Annotated in this window: 17 protein-coding genes; 7 read left to right on the forward strand and 10 right to left on the reverse strand. The window is 34.8% G+C overall.

From position 1 onward, the window contains the following. Positions 1-15: 15 nt before the first annotated feature. The 5 genes from porW to ACY2RS_RS05140 form a co-directional block, all read right to left on the reverse strand. Complete coding sequence (gene porW, locus ACY2RS_RS05120; RefSeq protein WP_490097546.1) at positions 16-2,589, reverse strand: type IX secretion system periplasmic lipoprotein PorW/SprE; 2,574 nt, start codon at positions 2,587-2,589, stop codon at positions 16-18. A gap of 274 nt (positions 2,590-2,863) precedes the next feature. After that, positions 2,864-4,447 (reverse strand): mucoidy inhibitor MuiA family protein, encoded by a 1,584-nt coding sequence (locus ACY2RS_RS05125; RefSeq protein WP_490097547.1) that lies wholly within the window; start codon positions 4,445-4,447, stop codon positions 2,864-2,866. Positions 4,448-4,801: 354 nt separating this feature from the next. After that, positions 4,802-5,119, reverse strand: a complete 318-nt coding sequence (locus ACY2RS_RS05130) for a hypothetical protein (RefSeq protein WP_490097548.1) — start codon at positions 5,117-5,119, stop codon at positions 4,802-4,804. A 109-nt stretch (positions 5,120-5,228) separates the two neighbouring features. Continuing rightward, positions 5,229-5,978 (reverse strand): LytR/AlgR family response regulator transcription factor, encoded by a 750-nt coding sequence (locus ACY2RS_RS05135; RefSeq protein WP_490097549.1) that lies wholly within the window; start codon positions 5,976-5,978, stop codon positions 5,229-5,231. 9 nt (positions 5,979-5,987) lie between these two features. Then, positions 5,988-7,844: a tetratricopeptide repeat-containing sensor histidine kinase gene (locus tag ACY2RS_RS05140; RefSeq protein WP_490097550.1), complete on the reverse strand. Its 1,857-nt coding sequence runs from the start codon at positions 7,842-7,844 to the stop codon at positions 5,988-5,990. A gap of 286 nt (positions 7,845-8,130) precedes the next feature. Here ACY2RS_RS05140 and ACY2RS_RS05145 point away from each other — a divergent pair, with 286 nt between their 5' ends. The 5 genes from ACY2RS_RS05145 to ACY2RS_RS05165 all read left to right on the forward strand — a co-directional run bounded on the left by ACY2RS_RS05145 (position 8,131) and on the right by ACY2RS_RS05165 (position 13,876). After that, positions 8,131-9,288 carry a hypothetical protein gene (locus ACY2RS_RS05145; protein ID WP_490097551.1) on the forward strand — a complete coding sequence of 386 codons (1,158 nt, stop codon included), beginning with the start codon at positions 8,131-8,133 and terminating at the stop codon, positions 9,286-9,288. 111 nt (positions 9,289-9,399) lie between these two features. Beyond that, positions 9,400-11,271 (forward strand): tetratricopeptide repeat-containing sensor histidine kinase, encoded by a 1,872-nt coding sequence (locus tag ACY2RS_RS05150; RefSeq protein ID WP_490097552.1) that lies wholly within the window; start codon positions 9,400-9,402, stop codon positions 11,269-11,271. 338 nt (positions 11,272-11,609) lie between these two features. Next, positions 11,610-12,059 (forward strand): 6-pyruvoyl trahydropterin synthase family protein, encoded by a 450-nt coding sequence (locus ACY2RS_RS05155; RefSeq protein WP_490097553.1) that lies wholly within the window; start codon positions 11,610-11,612, stop codon positions 12,057-12,059. A 97-nt stretch (positions 12,060-12,156) separates the two neighbouring features. Further along, positions 12,157-12,924 (forward strand): UDP-2,3-diacylglucosamine diphosphatase, encoded by a 768-nt coding sequence (locus ACY2RS_RS05160; protein WP_490097554.1) that lies wholly within the window; start codon positions 12,157-12,159, stop codon positions 12,922-12,924. Between the two features lie 22 nt (positions 12,925-12,946). Further along, complete coding sequence (locus ACY2RS_RS05165; protein ID WP_490097555.1) at positions 12,947-13,876, forward strand: alpha/beta fold hydrolase; 930 nt, start codon at positions 12,947-12,949, stop codon at positions 13,874-13,876. On the opposite strand, the gene ACY2RS_RS05170 is transcribed toward ACY2RS_RS05165, so the two are convergent. From ACY2RS_RS05170 to recJ, 3 genes are all read right to left on the reverse strand, one after another. Beyond that, entirely contained in the window at positions 13,877-14,482 is a 606-nt protein-coding gene (locus ACY2RS_RS05170; protein WP_490097556.1) for a peptidoglycan-binding domain-containing protein, read from the reverse strand. A 271-nt stretch (positions 14,483-14,753) separates the two neighbouring features. Then, positions 14,754-14,930 carry a hypothetical protein gene (locus ACY2RS_RS05175; RefSeq protein ID WP_490097557.1) on the reverse strand — a complete coding sequence of 59 codons (177 nt, stop codon included), beginning with the start codon at positions 14,928-14,930 and terminating at the stop codon, positions 14,754-14,756. Positions 14,931-14,982: 52 nt separating this feature from the next. Next, on the reverse strand, positions 14,983-16,674 hold the full coding sequence (gene recJ / locus ACY2RS_RS05180; RefSeq protein WP_490097558.1) for a single-stranded-DNA-specific exonuclease RecJ: 1,692 nt from the start codon (positions 16,672-16,674) through the stop codon (positions 14,983-14,985). Between the two features lie 212 nt (positions 16,675-16,886). Here recJ and ACY2RS_RS05185 point away from each other — a divergent pair, with 212 nt between their 5' ends. Further along, positions 16,887-17,477: a carboxymuconolactone decarboxylase family protein gene (locus ACY2RS_RS05185; protein ID WP_490097559.1), complete on the forward strand. Its 591-nt coding sequence runs from the start codon at positions 16,887-16,889 to the stop codon at positions 17,475-17,477. Between the two features lie 718 nt (positions 17,478-18,195). On the opposite strand, the gene ACY2RS_RS05190 is transcribed toward ACY2RS_RS05185, so the two are convergent. Both ACY2RS_RS05190 and ACY2RS_RS05195 read right to left on the reverse strand, forming a co-directional pair. After that, positions 18,196-19,539 carry a sensor histidine kinase gene (locus tag ACY2RS_RS05190; protein ID WP_490097560.1) on the reverse strand — a complete coding sequence of 448 codons (1,344 nt, stop codon included), beginning with the start codon at positions 19,537-19,539 and terminating at the stop codon, positions 18,196-18,198. Further along, the gene (locus ACY2RS_RS05195; RefSeq protein WP_490097561.1) at positions 19,529-20,881 is read right to left on the reverse strand and encodes a sigma-54-dependent transcriptional regulator; all 1,353 of its coding nucleotides are present in this window, start codon (positions 20,879-20,881) and stop codon (positions 19,529-19,531) included. The genes ACY2RS_RS05190 and ACY2RS_RS05195 overlap by 11 nt, the downstream gene beginning before the upstream one ends. A gap of 296 nt (positions 20,882-21,177) precedes the next feature. Between ACY2RS_RS05195 and ACY2RS_RS05200 the strand changes: the two genes are divergently transcribed. After that, entirely contained in the window at positions 21,178-22,425 is a 1,248-nt protein-coding gene (locus ACY2RS_RS05200) for an efflux RND transporter periplasmic adaptor subunit (protein WP_490097562.1), read from the forward strand. Positions 22,426-22,432 lie beyond the last annotated feature (7 nt).

Below are 22,432 nucleotides of genomic sequence, written 5' to 3' on the forward strand. Positions count from 1 at the left end.
GGGAGGGTTTTAAAGTTAATCTATCGCTTCTGCTTGATAGGCGTCAAGGTTTTTATGGATTTGCACTATTTTATAGTTGTCTGTAGAAATTCCTACATGAGGATTCGTAATACTTGTAATGTTATTTTTTCTAGCTTCTTTTTGCGGACTAGCCAGCACACTACCAAAACCTTCGGCACCTAGTTTAGAATCTAAACCATGAATTACCAATAGCTTTGTTGATGGTGTATAATAATCTACAGAAGTAAACATATAAGCATCATACTTATAATACGCAATTGCTTTGTCTATCTGTTTTTGTATTTCTGAAATGTTAGCACTTTCATTCGCATTAAAAGCATATACTAATTTGAACTTAGTACTTTCTTCGTCCGAAACAAAGTTTTTGAATGCCAAATTAGGAATGGTCGAAGAATATAGAATCTGTGCTTGTTTTCCCTCTTCAGAGTTTGGATAGGTAAGCGCTACAAAGTTCAAGGCTTTTTTATAGGCCTCAAAACCATCTTGTCTACCGATAGCGGTTGCTTTTAGTAGTTCAAACTTAGGCACAATGTCATTTCCATTATATAAGGTAATGTACTCATCGGCCTTTCTAATGACTTGGGCATATTGTGATCCTTCAAACTCTTTGTATAAGGCATTGTACTTATACTCCGGACTAGACTCATCTGAGGCTAACTGAGCATTTGGATTTCTTAAAATTTCAGCATAACGAGAATCATTATGATTACTTAAAATATCATTCTTATATTGAGTCGCTAACGCTTCGTTTTCTAATTGACCATATATCTTGTATAGGTTATACTTTGCAGGCAATACCAAACGCTCTTCTGGCTTGTTGTCTAGCAGCGTTTCTAATCTGTTCGCAGCTAAGTCGTATTCTTTAAATTTCTCTTTGTAAATAAGTCCTAACTGGTAGTATGCAAAATCTCGATCTTTAGTCAAGCTATCCAATACTTTAGGATCTGAAGGAACCGCCTCCATATAGGTTTCTGGCTTAAACAATTCTAATTCGGCAATAGGTGTATTGTCTACAACAATTTCTTCATCATCATTAAAGCCATTGGTCTTCTTTTTAGAACGTCTCCAATTGTCTTCTAACTTTCGATCTCCCCAGGTTTTTCTAAATTCTACTTTACCATAGGCAACCGTTGCTGGTGTGTAGAAATAAAATTTCCCTCCACCTGCATTTGGTCCGCTAGCGGTAGGCTTTCTTGCAAAATCATTGTTCACAATACGATTGCCTTTGTCTGCTGCCTTTGCTGCTGCAACAGAATCTGCAATTGCTTTTGCTTTTAATTTGTCTGTGTACTCTGTAAAAAAGGCCAATCTATCGGCATCACTCATATTGGCAATGCGCAGAATACTATCGTTAATAACAGCAATGTCCTCATATTTAATAACGTCGTCTAGATTTTCACGCTTCTTTTTAATACGACGCCATTGTCTTGTGTTTTCTGTTAAGTTGGTTAAGGTACTATCGTAATAAGCCCCTGCATTTTTATACTCGGCTTTATCGAAGTTCATTTCAGCCAAGGTTTGGTAATTTATAGACTGTAAGGTTTGATCTTCTTTGTAGGACTGGATAGACTTATTGTAATACGCCACCGCCATACTATCTGCTTTGGTATTTCTGTAATAATCTCCTAGTCCATTGTAGATTTTATCCAAAAACGGACGATTTTCTCTGTCTTCTTCTAAATCTTGTAACAGTTCTAAAAAAGCAACCTGATCTTGTGTTCCGTAGTCAAAGTTTTTTGCTTTCGCCATGTGTGCATTGATCATATACACTCTAGCTGTTTTTCTGTTTAGTTCAATTACCTCATCAAAGGCAAGATTTGCACTGTCTTTTTGATCTAGTCTATTGTAAAGCTGTCCTTTGATGTAAGCAAAACGTCCTTTGAGTTCGTTATCTTTTACATATTCTGAAGCCATTTTCATGTACGGCAACGCTTGCGGTATAGAATCTAAATTGATCATTGCCTGTGCAATCATAGCATTGGCGTCTGCGATTACTTCATCATCAAGATCTTCTTCTTCAAGCATCTCTGTAAGGTTCTCAATAGCATAATCTTCATTATTTAAACGAATGTTTGTTTTTGCCTTCCAGATTTTTGCATTGTTCACATTATCGCTGGTAGCAGACTTGTCTAAAATAAAATTAAATGCGTCAAGAGCAGGAATAAATCTATTATCATAGTAACGTGCTTTTCCAAGCAACATGTAGGCGTCGTCTATTTGCGGGTTGTATTCTTTCCCACCAATATACATCGAGTGTTTTTGAATGGCTTTTACCGCTTTTTCTTCAGCTTTGTTAAAGTTAGGATCCTTTCCATCTGTTGTAAGGCCCACCTCATCTGGCACCTCAATACGTTCTACCGGTAAAATTTCGTAAAAATCATCTTTATAGCCCTGCGCCAGCCCTTCTTTTCCTTGTTCAAAAGCATTGTCTCCATTAAACAACGTATTGTACTCTGTAGTAACTGCGTGAAAATTTCTATTTAAAAAAGTGTCTTTTTTTCTTGAACAAGCTGTTATTGCTACGATAGCTAATAAAAAAAGAGACGTATATTGTACCCGTTTCAACATCTATATATTTGTTTGTTATAGTAACTTAAAACCTTTGTTTTTAGTATGTAAACCTATAATAGGACGGTAAAAATACGTTTCTTTTTGGTATCTAGTGGAAATTTTACTTAAAATTGAGTTATTGATAGGTTTTACACTATTCTTTTCTTGTGCCTTCGCTACAGCTTCTGCGACACGTGAGCGGAAATTTTATGGGGTTGTCTTCTGTTTTAAAACAAAAAACCCATTGCCTAAACAAACAAGGCAACGGGCTTTTCAAAATACGTTCTTTCTATTACTTAATGCCCGAAATAGTACTACTTTTTGGATACTTTACAGTATAACTAAACGTTTCTTTTTGGCTTTGTCTTGCCCCCACATCTAGGGTCCAAAGTAGTTTTCCAATATCTTTAGAATACTCAGCACTTCCTTTTTCATCTAATGTAATCTCTATGTCCTTGTTTTGAGATACTGGAACTTGGTCTAATATTTCAATTTTAATAGGAATCGATTTTTTGTTTTTCACCACCAACTCATAACCTATTTTTTCTTTTTTATTGGTTCCTATAAATTTAGAAGATTTAAAATCTGAAATAGGCGTTCGCTCCACCACAATGCTCGTGTCTAATCCCATAGAAATTAATAACTCATCTGAAGTAACTTGAGGATTAATATAGGACGTCCCTACAAAACCACCTTCAAAAAAGATATTGGCATTTCCTGCAACTAAATTGTAATTACTCCAGTCTTTAATTTTAGCGAGTAAAAAGGCTCCCTTGTTTAATTTTGGCACTGTATGATATATATAGGTTGTTGGTAAATCATACGATTTTAAAGCTACTAGATTTTCTTTCCCATCGCTAGCAATGGTTTGCTTGCTTGTAATATCAAAATCAACACGCAATTGGTTTTCTGAAATTTGTGAACCTTGAACTGGCGCGCCAGCTGATTTTCTTTCCAACGCCATATTACTGGCTACAGCAACCTCTTCTAGTGCATCATCTGCATAGCCGTAATTCCTAGATTGATATATATTAGCATATAACGGACTTAAAATAGGCCTGTTGTTATTTTGAGATGGATTTCCAGTAGATACTGCAATGTCGATATTTTCCCAGATTACACCTGTATTTTGATAAATATTCGCTTTATAATTGAGCTGAACATTTTCTAAAATTCCATCAGAACGTAGATCATAGATTGGATTCCATCCAGCATTATTTACAATGTACTTGCATTTTAAAGCGATCGGTTTTGAAGCAGTTGTGGCCACTTTAAGGATGATATTTCCTGAGGGCTTATTGAACTTTGCATTTACTTCTTTTAATTGTTTTTGCAATTTTGAAATTTCTTCCTGTAATGGTTTTTGTTCTTTGGCTACTGCTCTTAGATTTTTACGCACTTCTAGAAATTTAGCTTCATAGACATTACTCAATTCAATGACTTGTTGCGGTGTAAAACTCGCATTCCCTGTTCCTAAATCTTGATTTTTTTGAAGAATTTCTTCCATACCCTTCAAGCTGTTTTTTCTATCTTCCAGAACAGCTAGCTCCTCTGTAATGGTTTCTAATTGTTGTTGCAGTTCGTCAGCTCTTTTGTTAACTGCTGTTGATTTTAGGTAATTATTTTCATACTTCGCAGACAACAATACTGCATTGCTATCTTTAAATTGCACTTGTAAACTCGATGGCACCATATGTGTTGAAATCCCAGTGAGGACGACTTCTTGTGTGCCCGTTGTTGCATTAAAAACAGCAGCTCTCGATACTTGTGCATTTCGTTTAAAGACTTTTACGTTATTAATTTGCGAGTCCACTTCTGTTTGGCTCAAAACACTTGCGGTACAGAAAAGGAACGCAAGAACTATTAAATTTTTCATGTTTTTGTTTTTGGCAAAACTAAGGGTTTAATTCAAGGTATACATTCAGATTGCGCTAACACTACATTTCAATGCGTAAAATGGTGTTTTGGTTTAGTGTACGATCATTTTAGATATTTCTTCGGAAATTTTAGTGGGTTGTCGTCTGTTTTAAAACAAAAAACCCGCTACCTACATATTTGGTAACGAGTATTACTACTATTTAACTAGGGAAGTTCCTTATTAAATAAAAAAATCGGACTAAAAATGAAGCCCGATTTTAAATTTAGGATTGTATCGATGATTTCATCTCCTCAGTAAAAACCAAACGTTTATACACAACCCCATCATTAACTATGTCTTTGTATCTACATATTATAGTTTCGATAGTTTTAAGGTTTTACCACAATGCTCACTACTAATTTTAAAAATTACATCTCCCTTTTTTCCGCTATTTGCCCATCGTACTTCTTTGCCAGTATTACAAGTAATGCTTGTGCTTCCACCTTTAGTAAGACTTACAAAACCACTGCCTGTATGAATACTCACTTTTTTACCAGTATCATTTATAAGTTTGATGCTTGCTATTGGGACATTTATTTCTACATCAGTTGCTCTTATTTCAAGAACACTAGAAGGTGCACTAAAAGCTGAACATAAAACGACGATTAAAACTGCTGCTATTTTTTTCATTGTGTAATTGGTTTAGAATTCATAGCGCTAAACTAATGGGCTTTGACATCTAACAAACCTGCTAATTGCTGAAACATCGATATAAATTGCTGAAAGTGCTATTGTAATACTAAATGTTACTTACTATTTGTAAAAACTCTTCGCGTTTTTCTTTAGAAATAGATACCGTTTTATCATTATCCATAACAATATATCCGCCATCACTTTTTACATACTTTTTAATGTGTTTCAAATTGATAAGATGGGATCTATGGGGTCTGTAAAACACAGAGATGTTTTGTAAAATTTCAACAAAATGTTTTAACGGCTTACTAATGCAAAGGTTTTTATCTTCTGTAGTTGTTATATTGGTATACATTCCATCAGCTGTAAGCATGATAATGTCTTTGAAGTTTACAAACTTAATTCCGTCATTAACAGGCAGTCCAATTTTTTCAAAATTATTATTTGAAAGGCTCTGTTTCAATTCTTCAAGCTTGCTATTTATGCGACTTTTACTTAAAAATTCTATCGCCTTATCTACAGCTTTTTTTACTTGGTTAGGGCGAATTGGTTTTAATAGATAGTCTATAGCAGATAGTTGAAAAGCTTGAATAGCGTATTCGCTATACGCTGTGGTGAAAATAATCTCAAAATTTACCACATCTTTCTCTATGAAGTTTAAAATCTCTAAGCCTGAATGTTCAGGCATTTCAATATCTAAAAACACAATACTAGGTTCTTCTTCCTTAATAATAGCAACGCCGCTTAAAAGATCACCAGCTTCAAATATTTGTGTAATTTTCGGACAGTTTTCTTGCACTAAAATACGTAGTAAAGTACGCGCCTTAGGTTCGTCGTCTATAATTATTGCTTTCATATTGATTTTTTATTTTAAAACTGTTGGTATGTTTAAAACAACTCGGGTACCTTTTACACTTCCGTCTTCTTCAAGCAAATCTGTGGTTTCAACTCCAATTTTTTGACTCTTTTTATAATTTAAAAGATACAATCTATTTTCGGTAGCCTTTGTGGCAAAAGAAACATGTAAGTTTTTATTTTGTTCTTTTATTTCTCTAGACCTAACCCTTCCTATTCCATTGTCTTCTATAGTACAAAGGATCGTCTTTTCTTCTCCTTTTTCGAAGTTAATCCATAACTTTCTATCCGTTTTTTTATGTAACAGTCCATGCTTTAAAGCGTTTTCAACATAAGGTTGTATTAACATGGTTGGTATTGATAGCTGCTCTGTGTTAATTTTATCTGAGACATTAAAACTGTAGGTAAAGGTGTCCTCAAAACGAAGTGCCTCAAGATCTAAGTACATTTCTAAGCTTTCTATTTCATCTTGAATTGTGAGTGTTCCTGCGTCGCTATGTTTTAAATATTTACGCATTAAATCTGCAAATTTACCTAGGTAATCTCCAGCAAGATTTTTTTTATTGAGTATGATATACTCTTGTATACTGTTAAGAGCATTAAAAATAAAATGAGGATTCATTTGCGCTTTTAGTGCTTTTAGTTCGCTATCACGATATTGTTTTTCTAAAGCCAGGCGTTTTTGAGTTTCTTTAAGTTCTAAGGTGATTATTTCTGATTTCTTCTTTGTTTTAATGCTACTTAAATACAGCAAAGAGCTTACTAAAATAAGTGCAGATATAACGATTGCTGCAATTAAAAAATTACGATTACGATTGCTTTTTTCTCGGGCTAGCGCAGCTGTTGCCTCTGCTGTTTCTTTTTGAGCAATTGCTTGATCGGTTTCATACTCAATTTTCATGCGGGCCACTTGATTAGCTCTTTGTTTTTGAAATGTAGAATCGTTGTGTTTACTGTATAAGCGATATGTTTCAAAAGCATCTTTATAATTCCCTTGACTTGCTAGTATTTCTTTTCTATTCTTATAGGTTAACCTCAACCCTTTATAATAGTCAAGAGCCTTATAGTGTACTAAAGATGAGTCGTTATAAGACAACGCTTTATTGTAATTTCCCATTTTCCAATGGGCCTTTCCTAGGTATAAGTAAGAATTTCCAAGCGCAAAGTGATTGTTTGGCGAGTTCATATTATTAAGCTTAATAGCACTGTTAATTCTCGAAATTGCATAAGGAAGGTCTACATTCCTTTCTATATGTGCTTTTCCTTGTAAGCGTAAGATATTAGACAAAACAAGGGTGTCTTTTATCTCAATGGCAACTGCTTCGGCCTTTTTTAATGTAGTGCGTATTTCTTCAAGACTCTTATTCGTTTCAAGAGCTATTAGGGCTAAGCCCATGTAGGTTGTTGGTAAATTCTCTTTGTCTTCAGTTAAGGCATATTCATGGGCTTTCTCATAATACCTTTTTGCTTCATCATATTGTTCCTGATCTACAAATAAATTTCCTATGTTCATGTTTGTAATCGCCGCATTTCTTTTGTTATCAATCCTATCGAAGATCTCTGCAGATTTTACAAAATATGCAATTGCTTTTCCTTGTTTTCCCATGTAAGAATTAACACCACCAAAATTGCCATATGAGATTCCTACTCCTTTCTCATAATTATGACTGTTTGAAAAATCTAGCATTTTTTGAGCTTCTGCTTCTGCAGCTTCTAGATCTAGAGATAAGTGCTTTATAAATACCTCAGAAAAACTATCTATTTTCTTTACGAGGATACTATCTGCTAATGCCTTTTTTTGCTGTGCATTAAGCAATGTAGTGATGAAAAAAAAAGCACAAAGAAGTTTACGTTGGAGGTTTCTCATTCTAGAAAGTATATAGCGATTACCAAAAATATTCAAATATAGCAGCTAGAGAAACTATTATCTTCCGAAATTTCATTTTGAACTTCTAAAGACCAAAACCTCCCCTTTATTAAACTCTCTAAGGCCTTATACTAATTCTTCATATGTTGCTATATACCAACAAAATGCAATATAATAAAGAACTGTTATTTCAGAAGTTAAAAACATCCTTTTAGAAGTTTTTAGTATTGGCTACCAAAGTCTAAATATATGTTTGCTCTTCTTAAACCATTAAAACCAAACACTAATGAAACCATTAAAATTATTATGTATATCCCTTACTTTTTTATTTTTCTCTTGTGAGCAGGAAACTACCATAATACAAGATGATGCTAATTTAACCATAAGTACTTCGATCCAAAACAATCGTGCCTTTATAAGAAGAGGTAAAATTAAAAAAAAGCCAACAACTGGTTATAGAACCGTTTTGGTTGTAGAAAATAATTCGGACGGTAATTCAGAAAATGAGGTTGCTTCTATTGAAGTTACTTTGTCTGAACAAAATGGAGTAATACCAAATCCAGCAACAATTACATTATTGCCTAAAAACACCAATGCGAATGGATATATTAGATTTGTTCATAATCGACTAAATTTTGAAGGAGAAGACCCAATAGGACAATCTTTAGATGCGTTAATTGTTCAAAAAAATGCCCAAGGAGAAATTATTGAGGAACCAGAAGTTTTTTATATGACGGTTCAAGATAATGACATGATTAACATGACTACTCCTACGTTAAAAATAAATAACGATGAAGAAACCTTTACCTTCAAAATGGCCGCTACAGGAAGTTTATCTGGAGAAGTTGCAAATGTTAATGTAACACTTACTCCAAATGATGGCGGAAGTGAGGCAGATCCAGAAAACTTTGACCTAGAACTCATTAGAGAAACTGAAAACAGACGTGTTTTTAAAGTGCCTAACCTTGCTTTTGTGGAGTCAAGTAATGTGGTGGATATGGAGTATCTAGCAGAAGTGTCTTTTACAGATACTAATGGAGAAGAACTAGACTATGCAGAGTTTAGAATAACAGGTCTCGAAGGGAGAGTGCCTCCACCCGAAACTACCTTTGGCACACCAACGCTAAATTTTATAACAGACTTACAAGCGTTTGGAATTACTATTCCTGTAGATGGGCCAGAAAACACAGCTGTGAATGATGTCTTAGTTACTATAGAACCCTTAGAAGATGACGCATCACCAGCAGTAGATGTTCAAATACTTATTACAGAATTTGAAGAAACTCCAACTGGGCGTGTTTTTAAGACACTAATTGAATTTGAAGATCCAGAGCAAGTAATTGGCAGACAATACAACATTAAAACCGAAGACTGGGAATGTGAAGACCGTTGTCTAGAAACAAAAAAGTCGGGCCAATATTGTGGAACTACAGACCATCTTTAAATAAAAATACAGCTAACTAACCTTTGCCCCATCTTTAACACAGGTGGGGTTTTTACCATTTAAAACACTAATTTTTGTACATTCACTACCTACTAATCACTAAGACCAATAATGCGTAATTATATCTGTATACTAGTATGCTTTTTTACTTCGCTATGTTTTGGGCAATCCTCTAATTGGGATATCCTTTCTCCAAAACTTACTAGCTATAAAAAGCAAGATACCTTACGCTTGCAATTACTGCTAGATGCTACGCGATACAATGAAGTGCGCAACCTAAAAGACAATATTATGCTTTTTGAAGAAGCAGAACAACTCGCCTCAAAATTAAAAAATTCAAAATTTAAAGGAAGGCTTTTATTAGCACAAGCACGCAATAAATTGTTAGAAGGAATCTATACCACTGCTACTGAAAAGTTGTTGCTAGCCATTCCTTTTTTAGAAGAAAGTAACGATGTTTATCATCTAAGAAACGCGACCATCTTACAAGCTGAAATTGACCGTGAAAACGACAATTTTTTGAAAGCAATCAATGATCTCAAAAAAGCCATTAGCAAAACAGATGCAACAAAAAATACATTTCAGTTGGCAGAGTTATACTTCAATCTAGGAAATGTGTACATGAACCTAAACAAAGATGACACCTACAAACAAGCAAGATCTCATTTAACAAAAGCAAAAAAACTATTTACAAGCATTGGAAACAAAACAGGTGTTGCGCTTGTAAATACACGTCTAGCTCGTTTTTTTAAAATTGAAAGCTTAAAATACGACATGCTAGCAAATCATGAAAAAGCAATGCAATATGCCCGAGAAGCTATCGCAGTATTTAATGCCCAAGGACAGATCGGAAATGAGGGGTATGGTTATTATTCTCTTGCAACTTCTAAATCTATTATTGGAGATCATTTAGCATCCATTCCACTGTATGAAAAGGCCCTAGAAAAGTATAAACAGGCTGGAAATCTTGTCTACAATATGCGAATTAGTCAACACCTCTATGTAGCCTATTCTATAACAAAGCAAGATAAAAAAGCTATTGAAATTAACAGACAATTCATTAAAATAAAAGATTCTATTTTTGGCATCGAAAAAAGAAAATTAATTGCCGATGCTCAAACAAAATTTGATACTGCAAAAATTCAAGCAGACAAAGAAAAAGCAGAAATAAGAGAAGAACGCAATAGATATTATTTTATTGGTACTGCTATTATTGGTACACTCATTTTATTAACATCCTTATTTTTCTTCGGAAATTTAAAACAACGAAAAAAGGCAGAAATAATCACCTTAGAACTTCAAGAAACCCAAAAGCGACTCGCGCTTGAAAAACAATATAGAGACAGCGAACTTAAGGCATTGAAAGCTCAAATGAATCCTCACTTTATATTTAACGCCCTAAATAGTATCCAAGAATACATCATCTTAAATCAAAAAAATCTAGCAAGTGAATACTTGGGTAAATTTGCTGATCTTATGCGTAAATACCTTCATTATAGTGATGCTGGCGGTATTTCAATAGAAGACGAAGTAAGTAGCCTAAAAATGTATTTAGAACTAGAAACACTTCGGTTTGAAGAAAAGTTAAGCTATACAATTATTGTTTCAAAGGATATAAGTACTGAATCTGTTTTTATTCCTACCATGCTCATACAACCCTATGCAGAGAATGCATTAAAACATGGGTTGTTACATCTTCCTACCGACAGAAAACTAGTGATACATTTTAACATAAAAGACAAAAATACAATTCAATGTATTGTAGAAGACAATGGAATAGGTCGCGCAGCTTCTGCAGAAAAAAAATTAAACAAATCAAACACACATAAATCTTTTGCTACAAAAGCAACTTCAAACAGGCTTGAGCTTTTAAATCATGGTAAACAACAAAAGATCGGTGTTGTTTATAAAGACTTAACAAACGAAGATGGAACTCCAAAAGGCACTCGAGTTACATTAACGATACCAATTTTAAAAGTATAGTATACCAAGTAGAATTTAATAGTACTTTTACATTCTGAAATTTTAATAACCCCAAAACTCGTAAGGCTTTTCTAAGATTTCGTCTAAGATGACTTAACCCAGACTATGGAAATTTTTAACTATCTCAACGGCCAAAGCGGCTTCATGATTTTAGCCCTCTTTGTAGTGGTAATTGTAGTGTACCGAAAATACAAAAGCTACCGCTATTTTAAACACATGGAAAAACGCCAAAAAAATAAAAATAAGTAATTGTATCTTTGTGCTTTAATACTCCGAAAATCATACTAAAATAGTAACTGAATACTTCGGGAAAAAGATACCGCCTTCGCGGGCACATTATGAGCAAGATTCGCATCACCAAACAATTTTCTTTTGAAACCGGTCACGCCCTCTATGGATATGACGGTAAATGTCGCAATGTACACGGACATAGTTACAAACTCTCTGTCACCGTTATTGGAACCCCTATCGATGATACATCGCATGTAAAATTTGGAATGGTGATCGATTTTAGCGATCTCAAAAAAATTGTAAAAGAAGACATTGTGGACGTATTTGATCACGCTACTGTTTTCAATAAAAACACGCCGCACGTAGAGTTGGCCAAAGAATTAAGCGACCGCGGACATAGTGTGCTCTTAGTAGACTACCAGCCAACCAGCGAAATGATGGTGATTGATTTTGCACAAAAAATACAACAACGTCTACCGCAAAACATACAGCTGCATTCATTAAAATTACAAGAAACTGCCACTAGTTTTGCAGAGTGGTATGCTAGCGATAATTAAACATTATTTGTCATGCTGAGCTTGTCGAAGCACATCTCGCAAAACCCTTCGACAAGCTCAGGGTGAGATTTTCTAATTTTACAGCTATCTTTACATCATGCAAATCCCTCCAGGAAAAAAAATATACTTTTCTAGTGATAACCACTTAGGCGCACCTACTGCTGCCGAGAGTCTTCCTAGAGAACAAAAATTTGTACGGTGGCTCGACATGGCAAAAGAAGATGCTGCTGCTATTTTTTTATTAGGAGATTTGTTCGATTTTTGGTTTGAATACAAAACCGTAGTTCCTAAAGGCTTTGTACGTGTCTTAGGAAAACTCGCCGAAATTAGCGATAGTGGCATCCCAATCCACTTTTTTGTGGGAAATCACGACCTGTGGATGAAAGACTATTTCGAAAAAGAACTCAATATAACTACCTATAGAGACGTCAAAGAATTTATCTTTAATGACAAGGTTTTTCTACTGGGACATGGCGACGGGAAAGGCCCTGGTGATAAGGGGTATAAACGCATGAAAAAAGTGTTTGCCAATCCTATTTTTAATTGGCTCTTTAGATGGTTTCACCCAGAATTAGGCATGCGTCTCGCGCAGTATTTATCGGTAAAAAACAAATTGATTTCTGGTGATGATGACAAAACTTTTTTAGGAGAAGAGAATGAGTGGTTAGCGCAATACGCGAAACGAAAACTAGAAACCAAACATTATGATTTTTTCGTGTTTGGTCACCGTCATTTACCAATGACCATAAACGTTGGCCCTAACAGTACCTACTACAATCTTGGAGATTGGATTAGCCAATACACCTTTGGCGTTTTTGATGGGAATACATTTGAATTGAAAGAATTCGAAGCTGCTAACGTCTAACTGGATACCTAGACCACCATTTATGAAACAACTCATCACCCTACTATTTGTTATTGGGAGTTTTTGTGCATGCAAACCCTACCAGTCCTCTACTGTAAAACCAGACCAAATGAGCTACACAGACTTCAGAAACCAGCAGCAAGATTTTGATAGCCAAGACGGCACCATCAAGTATATAGATCAAGGTAAGGGAGATGTTATTGTATTGTTACACGGCATTCCTACTTCTGGTTGGTTATACAGAAACATGATAGCAGAACTCTCAAAAACCAACAGAGTAATTGTTCCCGATATGTTAGGCTTTGGAAATAGTGATTCTCCAGAAGGATACGATGTATATAATGAAGCCAATCACGCTAAAAGACTGCTAGCATTATTAGACCATTTGGGTATAAAAAAATGGACCCATGTGATGCATGATGCAGGAGGCTTATGGACCTGGGAAACTATGGAACAAGCTCCCAACAAAATAGAGAAATTGGTTGTTTTAAATACTATTATTTACGAAGAAGGCTTTGATCCCCCTATACGATTTGAAGAAGGTTTTATGGCAAAAACGGCTATGTGGGGCTATCGAAATGGGTTGACCACCAACATGATGTTAAAAGGACTTTTCAAGTCGGGAATGAAAGAAAACACACTAAACAAAAAAGATATTGAAGGCTATAAAACTCCTTTAAAAGAAGGGAAAACTAGAGGGATGTATTATTTCTTTACGCAAACCTGTAATGCCTTGCCTAATTATTCTGAAATATTACAAAACGCCAACCTTCCTGCTACTGTAATTTGGGGCGCCGAAGATGAGTTTTTACGCTGGGAGCCTCAACAACAAAAAGTACTTCAAGACCTTAGCATTTCCGAAGAACATGTACACATCTTAGATGCAAAGCATTTTATCCAAGAAGAAAAACCCTTGGAAATTGTGGCTATTATTAGAGCCTTTTTAAAATAATTACTTCAGTAAATAATCTAAAGTCATGGCATCTAATTTGCCATCTGGGAAGAGATCGTGTTTCCTTTCAAAAGCAGTGAGAGCGCCTCTTGTTTCTATATTATACACCCCATCTACCTTGATGGAATCTCCCTTTTGGTTTAGCAATTTTTGAACTTCATAAATCAAGGCGCTTTTTTGTCCAATTTTAAAGCTATTGACTTGAGGGTTGGCGTCGAACATCGCACGAAGTAATTGGTTCTTTTTTTCTGTTTCGCTCACAGGGATTTCTGTTGCTATAGGAGCTTTTAATTGAGCTTCATAAAAATGAACCGCTCCTAATAAATCGTTGTAAGTCGCGACAGCAGCAAGGGTCGTTTTATCGTCATCTTCTGGGTTTCTAACATCAATATCGTTGGTAGTGTGCTGGCTAATGACATAGCCATTTACCTGCGCTATTGCCTGATGGTATTGCAGCAATAAAGCCTTATCTGGATGATTAGCATCAATTTCTTGAGCTGCAACATACTCATAACTCGGCGGGTTAAACCGTTTCCAGTTACTGTAGGTGTTGTAACCAATGACTCCAAGAATACAGAATAATAAGAAACTAATAATCGCTTTCATAAAGAAGTGTTTATGCTGTTAAAAGTAGCCTTTTGTTTAGGACTAACAAAATGACGGCATTTAAAATTTCAGTAAAAAGCTAAAGAACACGCTACTAGTTTAGAGAAGTATTTTTAAGATAATCTCTTAAAGAGAGCTGAAACAAAAGACCTTGCAATAAATCATCTATGGCTACAAGTTCTTCTTTATTTATTGCCAAATCTATATCTGGAGAAGGTGTTTTTAATAAAATAGACCTGCAACAGCTAGCCGATGTACAAGAGCTACATTTTTAAGCAGTTTTGGCTTTTTCTAGACAGGCTACAAATGTTTGTATTTGAGCTAGAGTGAGATAGAACCCCGTGTCTCTAAAAATTACTTGAACTTTATTTGTAATAGGTCCTTCTTCTTTCTTCCAGAAAAATCCCATTCCAAAATCATTTTTGTAGATAACCTCAACCTCTTGCATGGTGTAAATTTTCTCAAAAATACACTATTTAGATTTATTCTAAATAAAGAAATCACACTTTAACATCTTTTAACCGAAGTTGTAAATTCACGGTGCCTTGCCATTCGTTTTCATCAATCACATAGGCAGCTTTAAAAGGTTGTTTGCTACAGGCTATATTTTTTTTGTCCCCCAATCCAAAACCAATACCCACGAAGGTATTGCCAGTCCCTTGTGTGACCGTAACGCGTAAATGGGTTTTGTCTTCGCCTACGCATTTTCCATAGCCTGTGTCTTTTAGATTTTGTGTCATAAACACGGGTTGTCTATTACCAGGTCCAAAAGGCGCAAATTGTTTTAAAATTCTATAAAATTTTGGCGTTATGTCTGCTAAATCTAATTCCATAGCTACGGTGAGTTCGGGTTGTAACATTTTTGGATCAATAGTTTCCGAAACTACTTTTTCAAACTGCGCTTTAAAGCCTTTATAATTTTCTTCTAATAAAGTCAGCCCCGCAGCATATTTATGCCCTCCAAACTGCTCAATGTATTGAGAACAGCCTTCTAAGGCATTATAGACATCAAAGCCTGTGACAGAACGTGCAGATGCTGCTAGTTTCTCGCCACTCTTTGTAAACACAAGGGTAGGACGATAATAGGTCTCTGTTAATCTAGACGCTACTATACCAATCACGCCTTTATGCCAGTCTTCTTGATAGACCACTGTAGTCATATTGTCTTCTTCCTTCGCCTCTTGAATTTGAGCTAAGGCTTCTTGCGTAATACGTTTGTCTGCATCTCTTCTGTCTTGGTTAAACTGCTCAATTTCGGTAGCCCACGTTGCTGCTTTTTGAAGGTCGTTTTCTACAAGCAAGGTAACCGCATGATTGCCGTGTTTCATTCTCCCAGCGGCATTTATGCGGGGCGCAATAATAAACACTACGTCGGTAATGGTGAGAGTGCTTTTCTTTACTTGCTTTAAAATGGCTTGATACCCAACTCTGGGATTGCTATTAATAACCTTCAGACCATAATAGGCTAACACTCTATTTTCTCCTGTAATAGGCACAATATCGGCACCAATAGCGGTGGCGACAAGGTCTAAATACAGCAATAAATCGTCTATGGTTTGACCGCGTCTACTTGCCAAGGCTTGTATCAATTTAAAGCCAACTCCACAGCCGCACAACTCCTTATACGGATATTCACAATCATCTCGTTTAGGGTCCAAAATTGCCACAGCTTCCGGGATTTCTGCACCCGGTCTATGGTGATCACAAATCACAAAGTCAACCCCTTTTTCTTTCGCATAGGCCACTTTATCGATGGCTTTAATACCACAATCTAGAGCGATTATGAGTGTAAAATCATTATCTGAAGCATACTCAATTCCTTGATACGAAACACCGTATCCTTCTGCATATCGGTCTGGAATATAGGTTGTGATATTAGGATAATAGCTCTTTAAATAGCTGCTCATTAAGGCCACACTAGTAGTACCGTCTACATCATAATCGCCATAGACCATAATGTTCTCCTCGTTTGCAATGGCCTGCTCAATGCGAGCAACAGCTTTTTCCATGTCGCGCATTAAAAAGGGATCGTGTAACTCGTCTAAACTAGGTCTAAAAAATTGTTTGGCTTCCTCAAAAGTAGTAATGTCCCGCTGCACCAAAAGTGAGACTACAAGAGGCGCTACTCCTAAAGCTTGAGATAATTGAGTAACGGTTTCTTGATTGGGTTTGGGTGTAAGGTTCCAGCGCATAGTTTTGAAAAATACAAAAATAAACCCTTTTAAAATTTGTAATCTAAAGGAATGACTGCAAATTCAAGAAATGGCAGTTCTTTTTTGGTCTTCGGAAATTTTAGTACCCCAAAAAATAGGTTCGTAAAGAATAAAATAACGAATGGTTTTATATGCCTAAAGTTATTTCTATTTTTACGTCCACATAGTATAACATTTCAGAAACACAACATATGCCATTAGTTACTCCTTTATCAGCAGATCACGACGAAACTACCAGAGAACTTGCAGATTTTTTTAATGAAACACTAGGCTTTTGCCCTAACAGTGTTTTAACTATGCAACGCAGACCTGCCATTAGCAGGGCTTTTATCAACCTCAACAAGGCAGTAATGGCTAACGAAGGTCGCGTAACGTCTGCATTAAAACGTATGATTGCTTGGGTAAGTAGTAACGCAACAGGATGTCGTTATTGTCAAGCCCATGCCATTAGAGCTGCAGAGCGTTATGGTGCAGAACAAGAACAACTAGATAACATCTGGGAATACAGAACACACCCTGCTTTTAGTGAAGCAGAACGTGCTGCCTTAGACTTTTCTTTACAAGCCTCACAAGTGCCTAACAATGTAGATGCCGAAATTAAAGAGCGTCTCTACAAACACTGGGACGAAGGTGAAATAGTTGAAATGTTAGGTGTCATCTCATTGTTTGGATACCTCAACAGATGGAATGACTCCATGGGAACTTCTATCGAAGATGGAGCTGTAGAAAGTGGTGATCAATACCTTGGCAAACACGGCTGGGAAAAAGGGAAGCACCAATAGAAATCGAAATCGATCCCGAAGCTTCGGGAGAAAAGGGTAGCTATAGTTCCCATAGATAATGGTGGTTGTTTTTAAAAAATTTTACCTTTCGACTTTGGTCTTTTGACTTTTTATATAGTTATTGGTTGTTGTTAACAATCATTAACCGTCCTGAATAAAGGCTGCATAATTTTTAATACTTTAAAGCACCAATAATCTTCTACAAAACAGAGCACGAAATTTTAAAGAAGTATATAAGAGGTTGCTATTTTAAATCTTAATCTAAGCAAAAAGAACTCTTAAAATTTACAAGTTTTCCAGATAATTATTTTGTTGCTTTTGTATATGAAAATTTAGATACACAATTTGGTGAAAACGAAATAACAACAAATAGAGCACGATTTAAATAAAACTTATTTTCGTAAAAAATAACAGTGTGCAAAATTGAATAATAAAATATCTTGTGAATCGAAAGTAAGTAAATTATAACCCACCACTACTTTTTACACTAAACGTTGCCAGTGATAGAAGGAAACCGAAATAAAATATAAATAATCTACTATAAAACAATGTTTCTGATTTTTGCTTCAAAATGGCTCTCAAAAGAAAAGTTCAAAAATTGTATCACAATTTGAGCGTATTTGTACAAGCTTCCCTTTTTGGTCCTACGGACTTTTGCGAGTTAATCTAGTTCTCAATACAAAGTAAAGCTTTACAGTAATATAAGGTTTTGTTGTCTTTAGAATACCAAACTAAAAATTGAACCTTCATTTTCAATACTCTTAACGATGATTCTTCCTTTATGAAGTAGCATGATTTGCTTACATAAACTAAGTCCAATACCACTTCCAGTGGTTTTACTAGTGAAGAATGGTACAAAAATATTATCTAAAATATCTTGTGGAATTCCAGAACCGTTATCAAAAACTTTAATAACAATATCTCGATTTGTATTTAGTGAAGCTTCGACTTTTATTTTGGCATCATCCTTCTTTTTACAAGCATCTACGGCATTTAAAAGTAAGTTGATCAATACTTGTTCAATAAGATGTATGTCTATGTCTAGCTCTAATTTAGGGCTTTTAATATTGAAAGTTATGTCAATATTTTTTGCTCTTATGGATGGTTCCATCAATAACTGAATGTTACTAAACAATTCAGAAATATGAATAAGTTGTAGATTTAAGTTGGTAACTTTACTCAAACTACGGTAAGTCTTAGCAAATTTTAATAAACCTTCACTTCTGTTTTTAATAGTTTTTATGCCTGCGTTAAGGTCTTCCAGCTCTAATATTGCTGTTTTAGGTTGTTCTATCGCTAACTGTAAATTTTGCTGTAACGTGTCCGCCAAAGATGAAATTGGTGTAATAGAATTCATGATTTCATGGGTCATTACACTTAATAATTTCTTCCAAGATTCCGATTCATTTTTATTTAAGGTGCTATCAATATCTTGAATTACAATGAGTTTAAAAGCATCTTCTTCAACCTGAAAAACAGTATCTGAAATCAATATTTTTAAACTTTCATTTTGTAGCGCTATCGAAATTGAATTGAGCCCTCTGTTATATGTTTCAAAAACAGTATTGTATAATTCGGGCTTTCTATTTTTAACAAAACGAATATTTTTAAAAGATGGCATATCTAAAATATCCCCAAAAGAATCGTTGGTCCATAGGACATCCCCAGTTTCTAGATTATAAGCTATAATACCTATATCAACCATTTCTAAAATCTTTTGCAGATAGACATATTGTGCTTGATTTTGAGAATTTATTTCTTTAATGGTGCGATTAACTTCATTAAAACCAGAATATAGAAACCGCATATCTTTTGGACCTATATCTTCTGGAAACCACCTTGAAAAATCACGATATTTTACAGCTTCAAAGAAGTCATCCATGGCTATAAAACGGCGTTTCACAAAAGAATATGTATTAATCAACAAATAAAGTAAGCCAGTGCCAAGTATTGTCGTGTAAATATTTTTTTGGATTTGTAATGTATAAATCAATCCTAGAATTAGACCAATTATAAGTGTAATTCTAAAAAATAATTTAAAAATGTAGGCTTTATAGTTCATACTTGTCTAAGCGTCGGTAAAGCGCAGCTCTTGTAATACCTAACTCTTTAGCAGATTTTGTAACATTACCTCTATTCTTTTCTAAAACGGTAAGTATAGTTTTCTTTTCTATATCCTCTAAATTATGATTAACAGTTTGATTGTTGTCAATGTTTATAGAACGCTCAATTGAAGAAAATACTAAATCGTCTGGTTTTAGAGTACTTCCGTCAGTCATAATCACAGCACGTTCTAAAACATATTGAAGCTCCCTAACATTTCCGGGGAAATCGTGCTTCTTTAACTTTGAAAAAAAACCAGAATCAAAATTAAAGGAGTTCTTGTTGTACTTTTCTGCATAAAGTGAAACAAAGTGTCTTGCCAGAACAGTGATGTCGGTTCCACGTTCTCTTAATGGCGGTACAATAATGTCTACTGTATTAATTCGGTAGATTAAATCTTTTCGAAATTTGGTTTCATCAGCCAATTTATTTGGTGCCACATTGGTTGCGCAAATTAATCTAATGTCTAATGATACAGGTAAATTAGAACCAAGAGGCGTAATTTGTCTATTCTGTAGTGCAGTTAATAATCGTGCTTGTTGTCCGAGTGTAATATTACCAATTTCATCCAAAAAAAGTGTACCTCCATTTGCTGCTTCAAAACGACCGATACGGTCTTCCCTTGCATCGGTAAAAGCACCTTTTTTATAGCCAAATAATTCACTTTCAAACAACGATGAGGTCAAGGAGCCAACATCTACTTTTATAAATGGGTTATCTTTTCGATTAGAGTTTTCATGAAGCGCTCTTGCAATTAAATCTTTTCCAGTACCATTCTCGCCTAAAACCAATACATTGGCGTCAGTTGGCGCTACTTTTTTAAGTTTTACAAAAACATCTTGCATTACACCACTTTCTCCAATAATTTTATGACTAGAAGAGTTGATAGGAATTGATTTCGCGCTATTTGATTTCTTTTGACTTAGAATGGTGGTGATGATTTCTAAAATCTTGGTGTTTTTCCAAGGTTTCATCAAAAAATCTGATGCACCTTGCTTTAATCCGCGAATTGCCAAATCAATATCCGCATAGGCAGTCATTAAAATTACAGCTGTTTCAGGCTTTGTCTTTTTAATTTTATTCAACCAAAAAATTCCTTCATTACCAGTATTAACAAGACCATTAAAATTCATATCAAGAATAATAATGTCAAATTCAGTTTTTTCTATTTGAGTTAAAATATTACTCGGATTCTTTTCAGTAACAACAGTTTTTATTAAAGGTTTTAGCAGCAAACGGAGTGCCGTAAGTACATCTTCATCATCGTCTATTACTAATATGGAAGCATTTTTTAACACCATTCGATCATCGAAGTTTAGCTAATAAGATATTCATCATTCAGGTTGATACATTTTGTTTTAATAAAAGCTGCATCTAAAGTCAGAGTAAGCTATTCAATATTACGGTTTTATATTCAGCTTCAAAAAAATCAAAGAGTAAAAATTTTTGATTGCATAAATGTGTACACTTTCGGACATAAAGTGTATCAAAATCGAACACTTATAAATTTGAAATATTTTTTAAGTAACTGTAAATCAATAATTTGAAATCATGGCACCATCTTCAATATATGTTCAGTGAAAATAATAAAGTAAAAATGGACGTGCCAATTCAAAAGAAAAAATTCTCAAGTCAAAAAATAGGACTTTTTGTAGGTATAATAGTGACATTAGCCATAATTATCTACGTGGTTATTCAAACTTCAGGCGGTTCTAAATTGAATGTTAAAAAAGAACGCATCTCGGTTAATACGATTTCAAAAGGTGTATTTCAAGAAAACATTCCTGTAAATGGTATTGTTTTGCCTATAACTACAATTTATTTAGATGCACTAGAAGGTGGTCGTGTAGAAGAAAAATTTGTAGAAGACGGTGCTAAGATGAAAAAAGGTGAGCCTATTTTAAGATTGTCTAACACGGATTTAGAATTGAGTCTTATCAATCAAGAAACTTCGGTTTACAATCTTTTAACGCAAATGCAGATTTCTCAAAATGCTGCAAGACAAAATACCATTAACATACAAAACCAATTCACTGATGTTGAGAGTAGTTTTATAGAGGCAAAGCGTGTTTATAATGTAAATAAGCGTTTGTATGATAAAGGTGTAATTGCACGTCAAGAATATGAATCTTCTAAAAATAATTTTGATTATCAGCAAGAGCGCCTCCAATTGTCTAAACAAGTTTTAGCTGAAGATTCAATATCATCAAAACTAGAAATAAATCAGGCTAAGAGTTCCTATTCTAGAACCCAAAGTGCTTTAGAGCTTATGCGAAAAAAAGTAGGTGACTTAATAGTTCGTGCGCCGATCGATGGACAATTGACTTCTTTAGATGCGGAAATTGGACAATCGATAAATAAAGGTACACGATTGGGGCAAGTAGATGTGACTTCAGGCTACAAGATTAGAGTTGATATTGATGAGCACTACATCTCAAGAATTTACAATGGACAAACCGGAACTTTTACACTTAATGGTAAACCATATATATTAACAATTAAAAAAGTTTTTACTCAAGTAACAAATGGACATTTCCAAGTAGATATGAAATTTGAAGACAAAGTACCTGAAGGTATCCGTCGAGGTCAAAACTTACAAATTCGTGTTGCATTAAGTGCAGAAAAGCAAGCCTTATTAGTTCCAAAAGGAGGTTTCTTTCAAAAAACAGGAGGTAATTGGATTTTTAAAATTAGCGAAAATGGAGATAAGGCCTATAAAGTAAACATAAGACTCGGAAGTCAAAACACAGAATACTATGAGGTGTTAGAAGGTCTAAATCCTGGAGACAAAGTGGTAACATCGAGTTATGATTCTTTTGGAGATACTGAAGAACTTATTTTTTAAAAAAATC

The sequence above is a fragment of the Patiriisocius sp. 208BN25-11 genome, assembly GCF_058147145.1.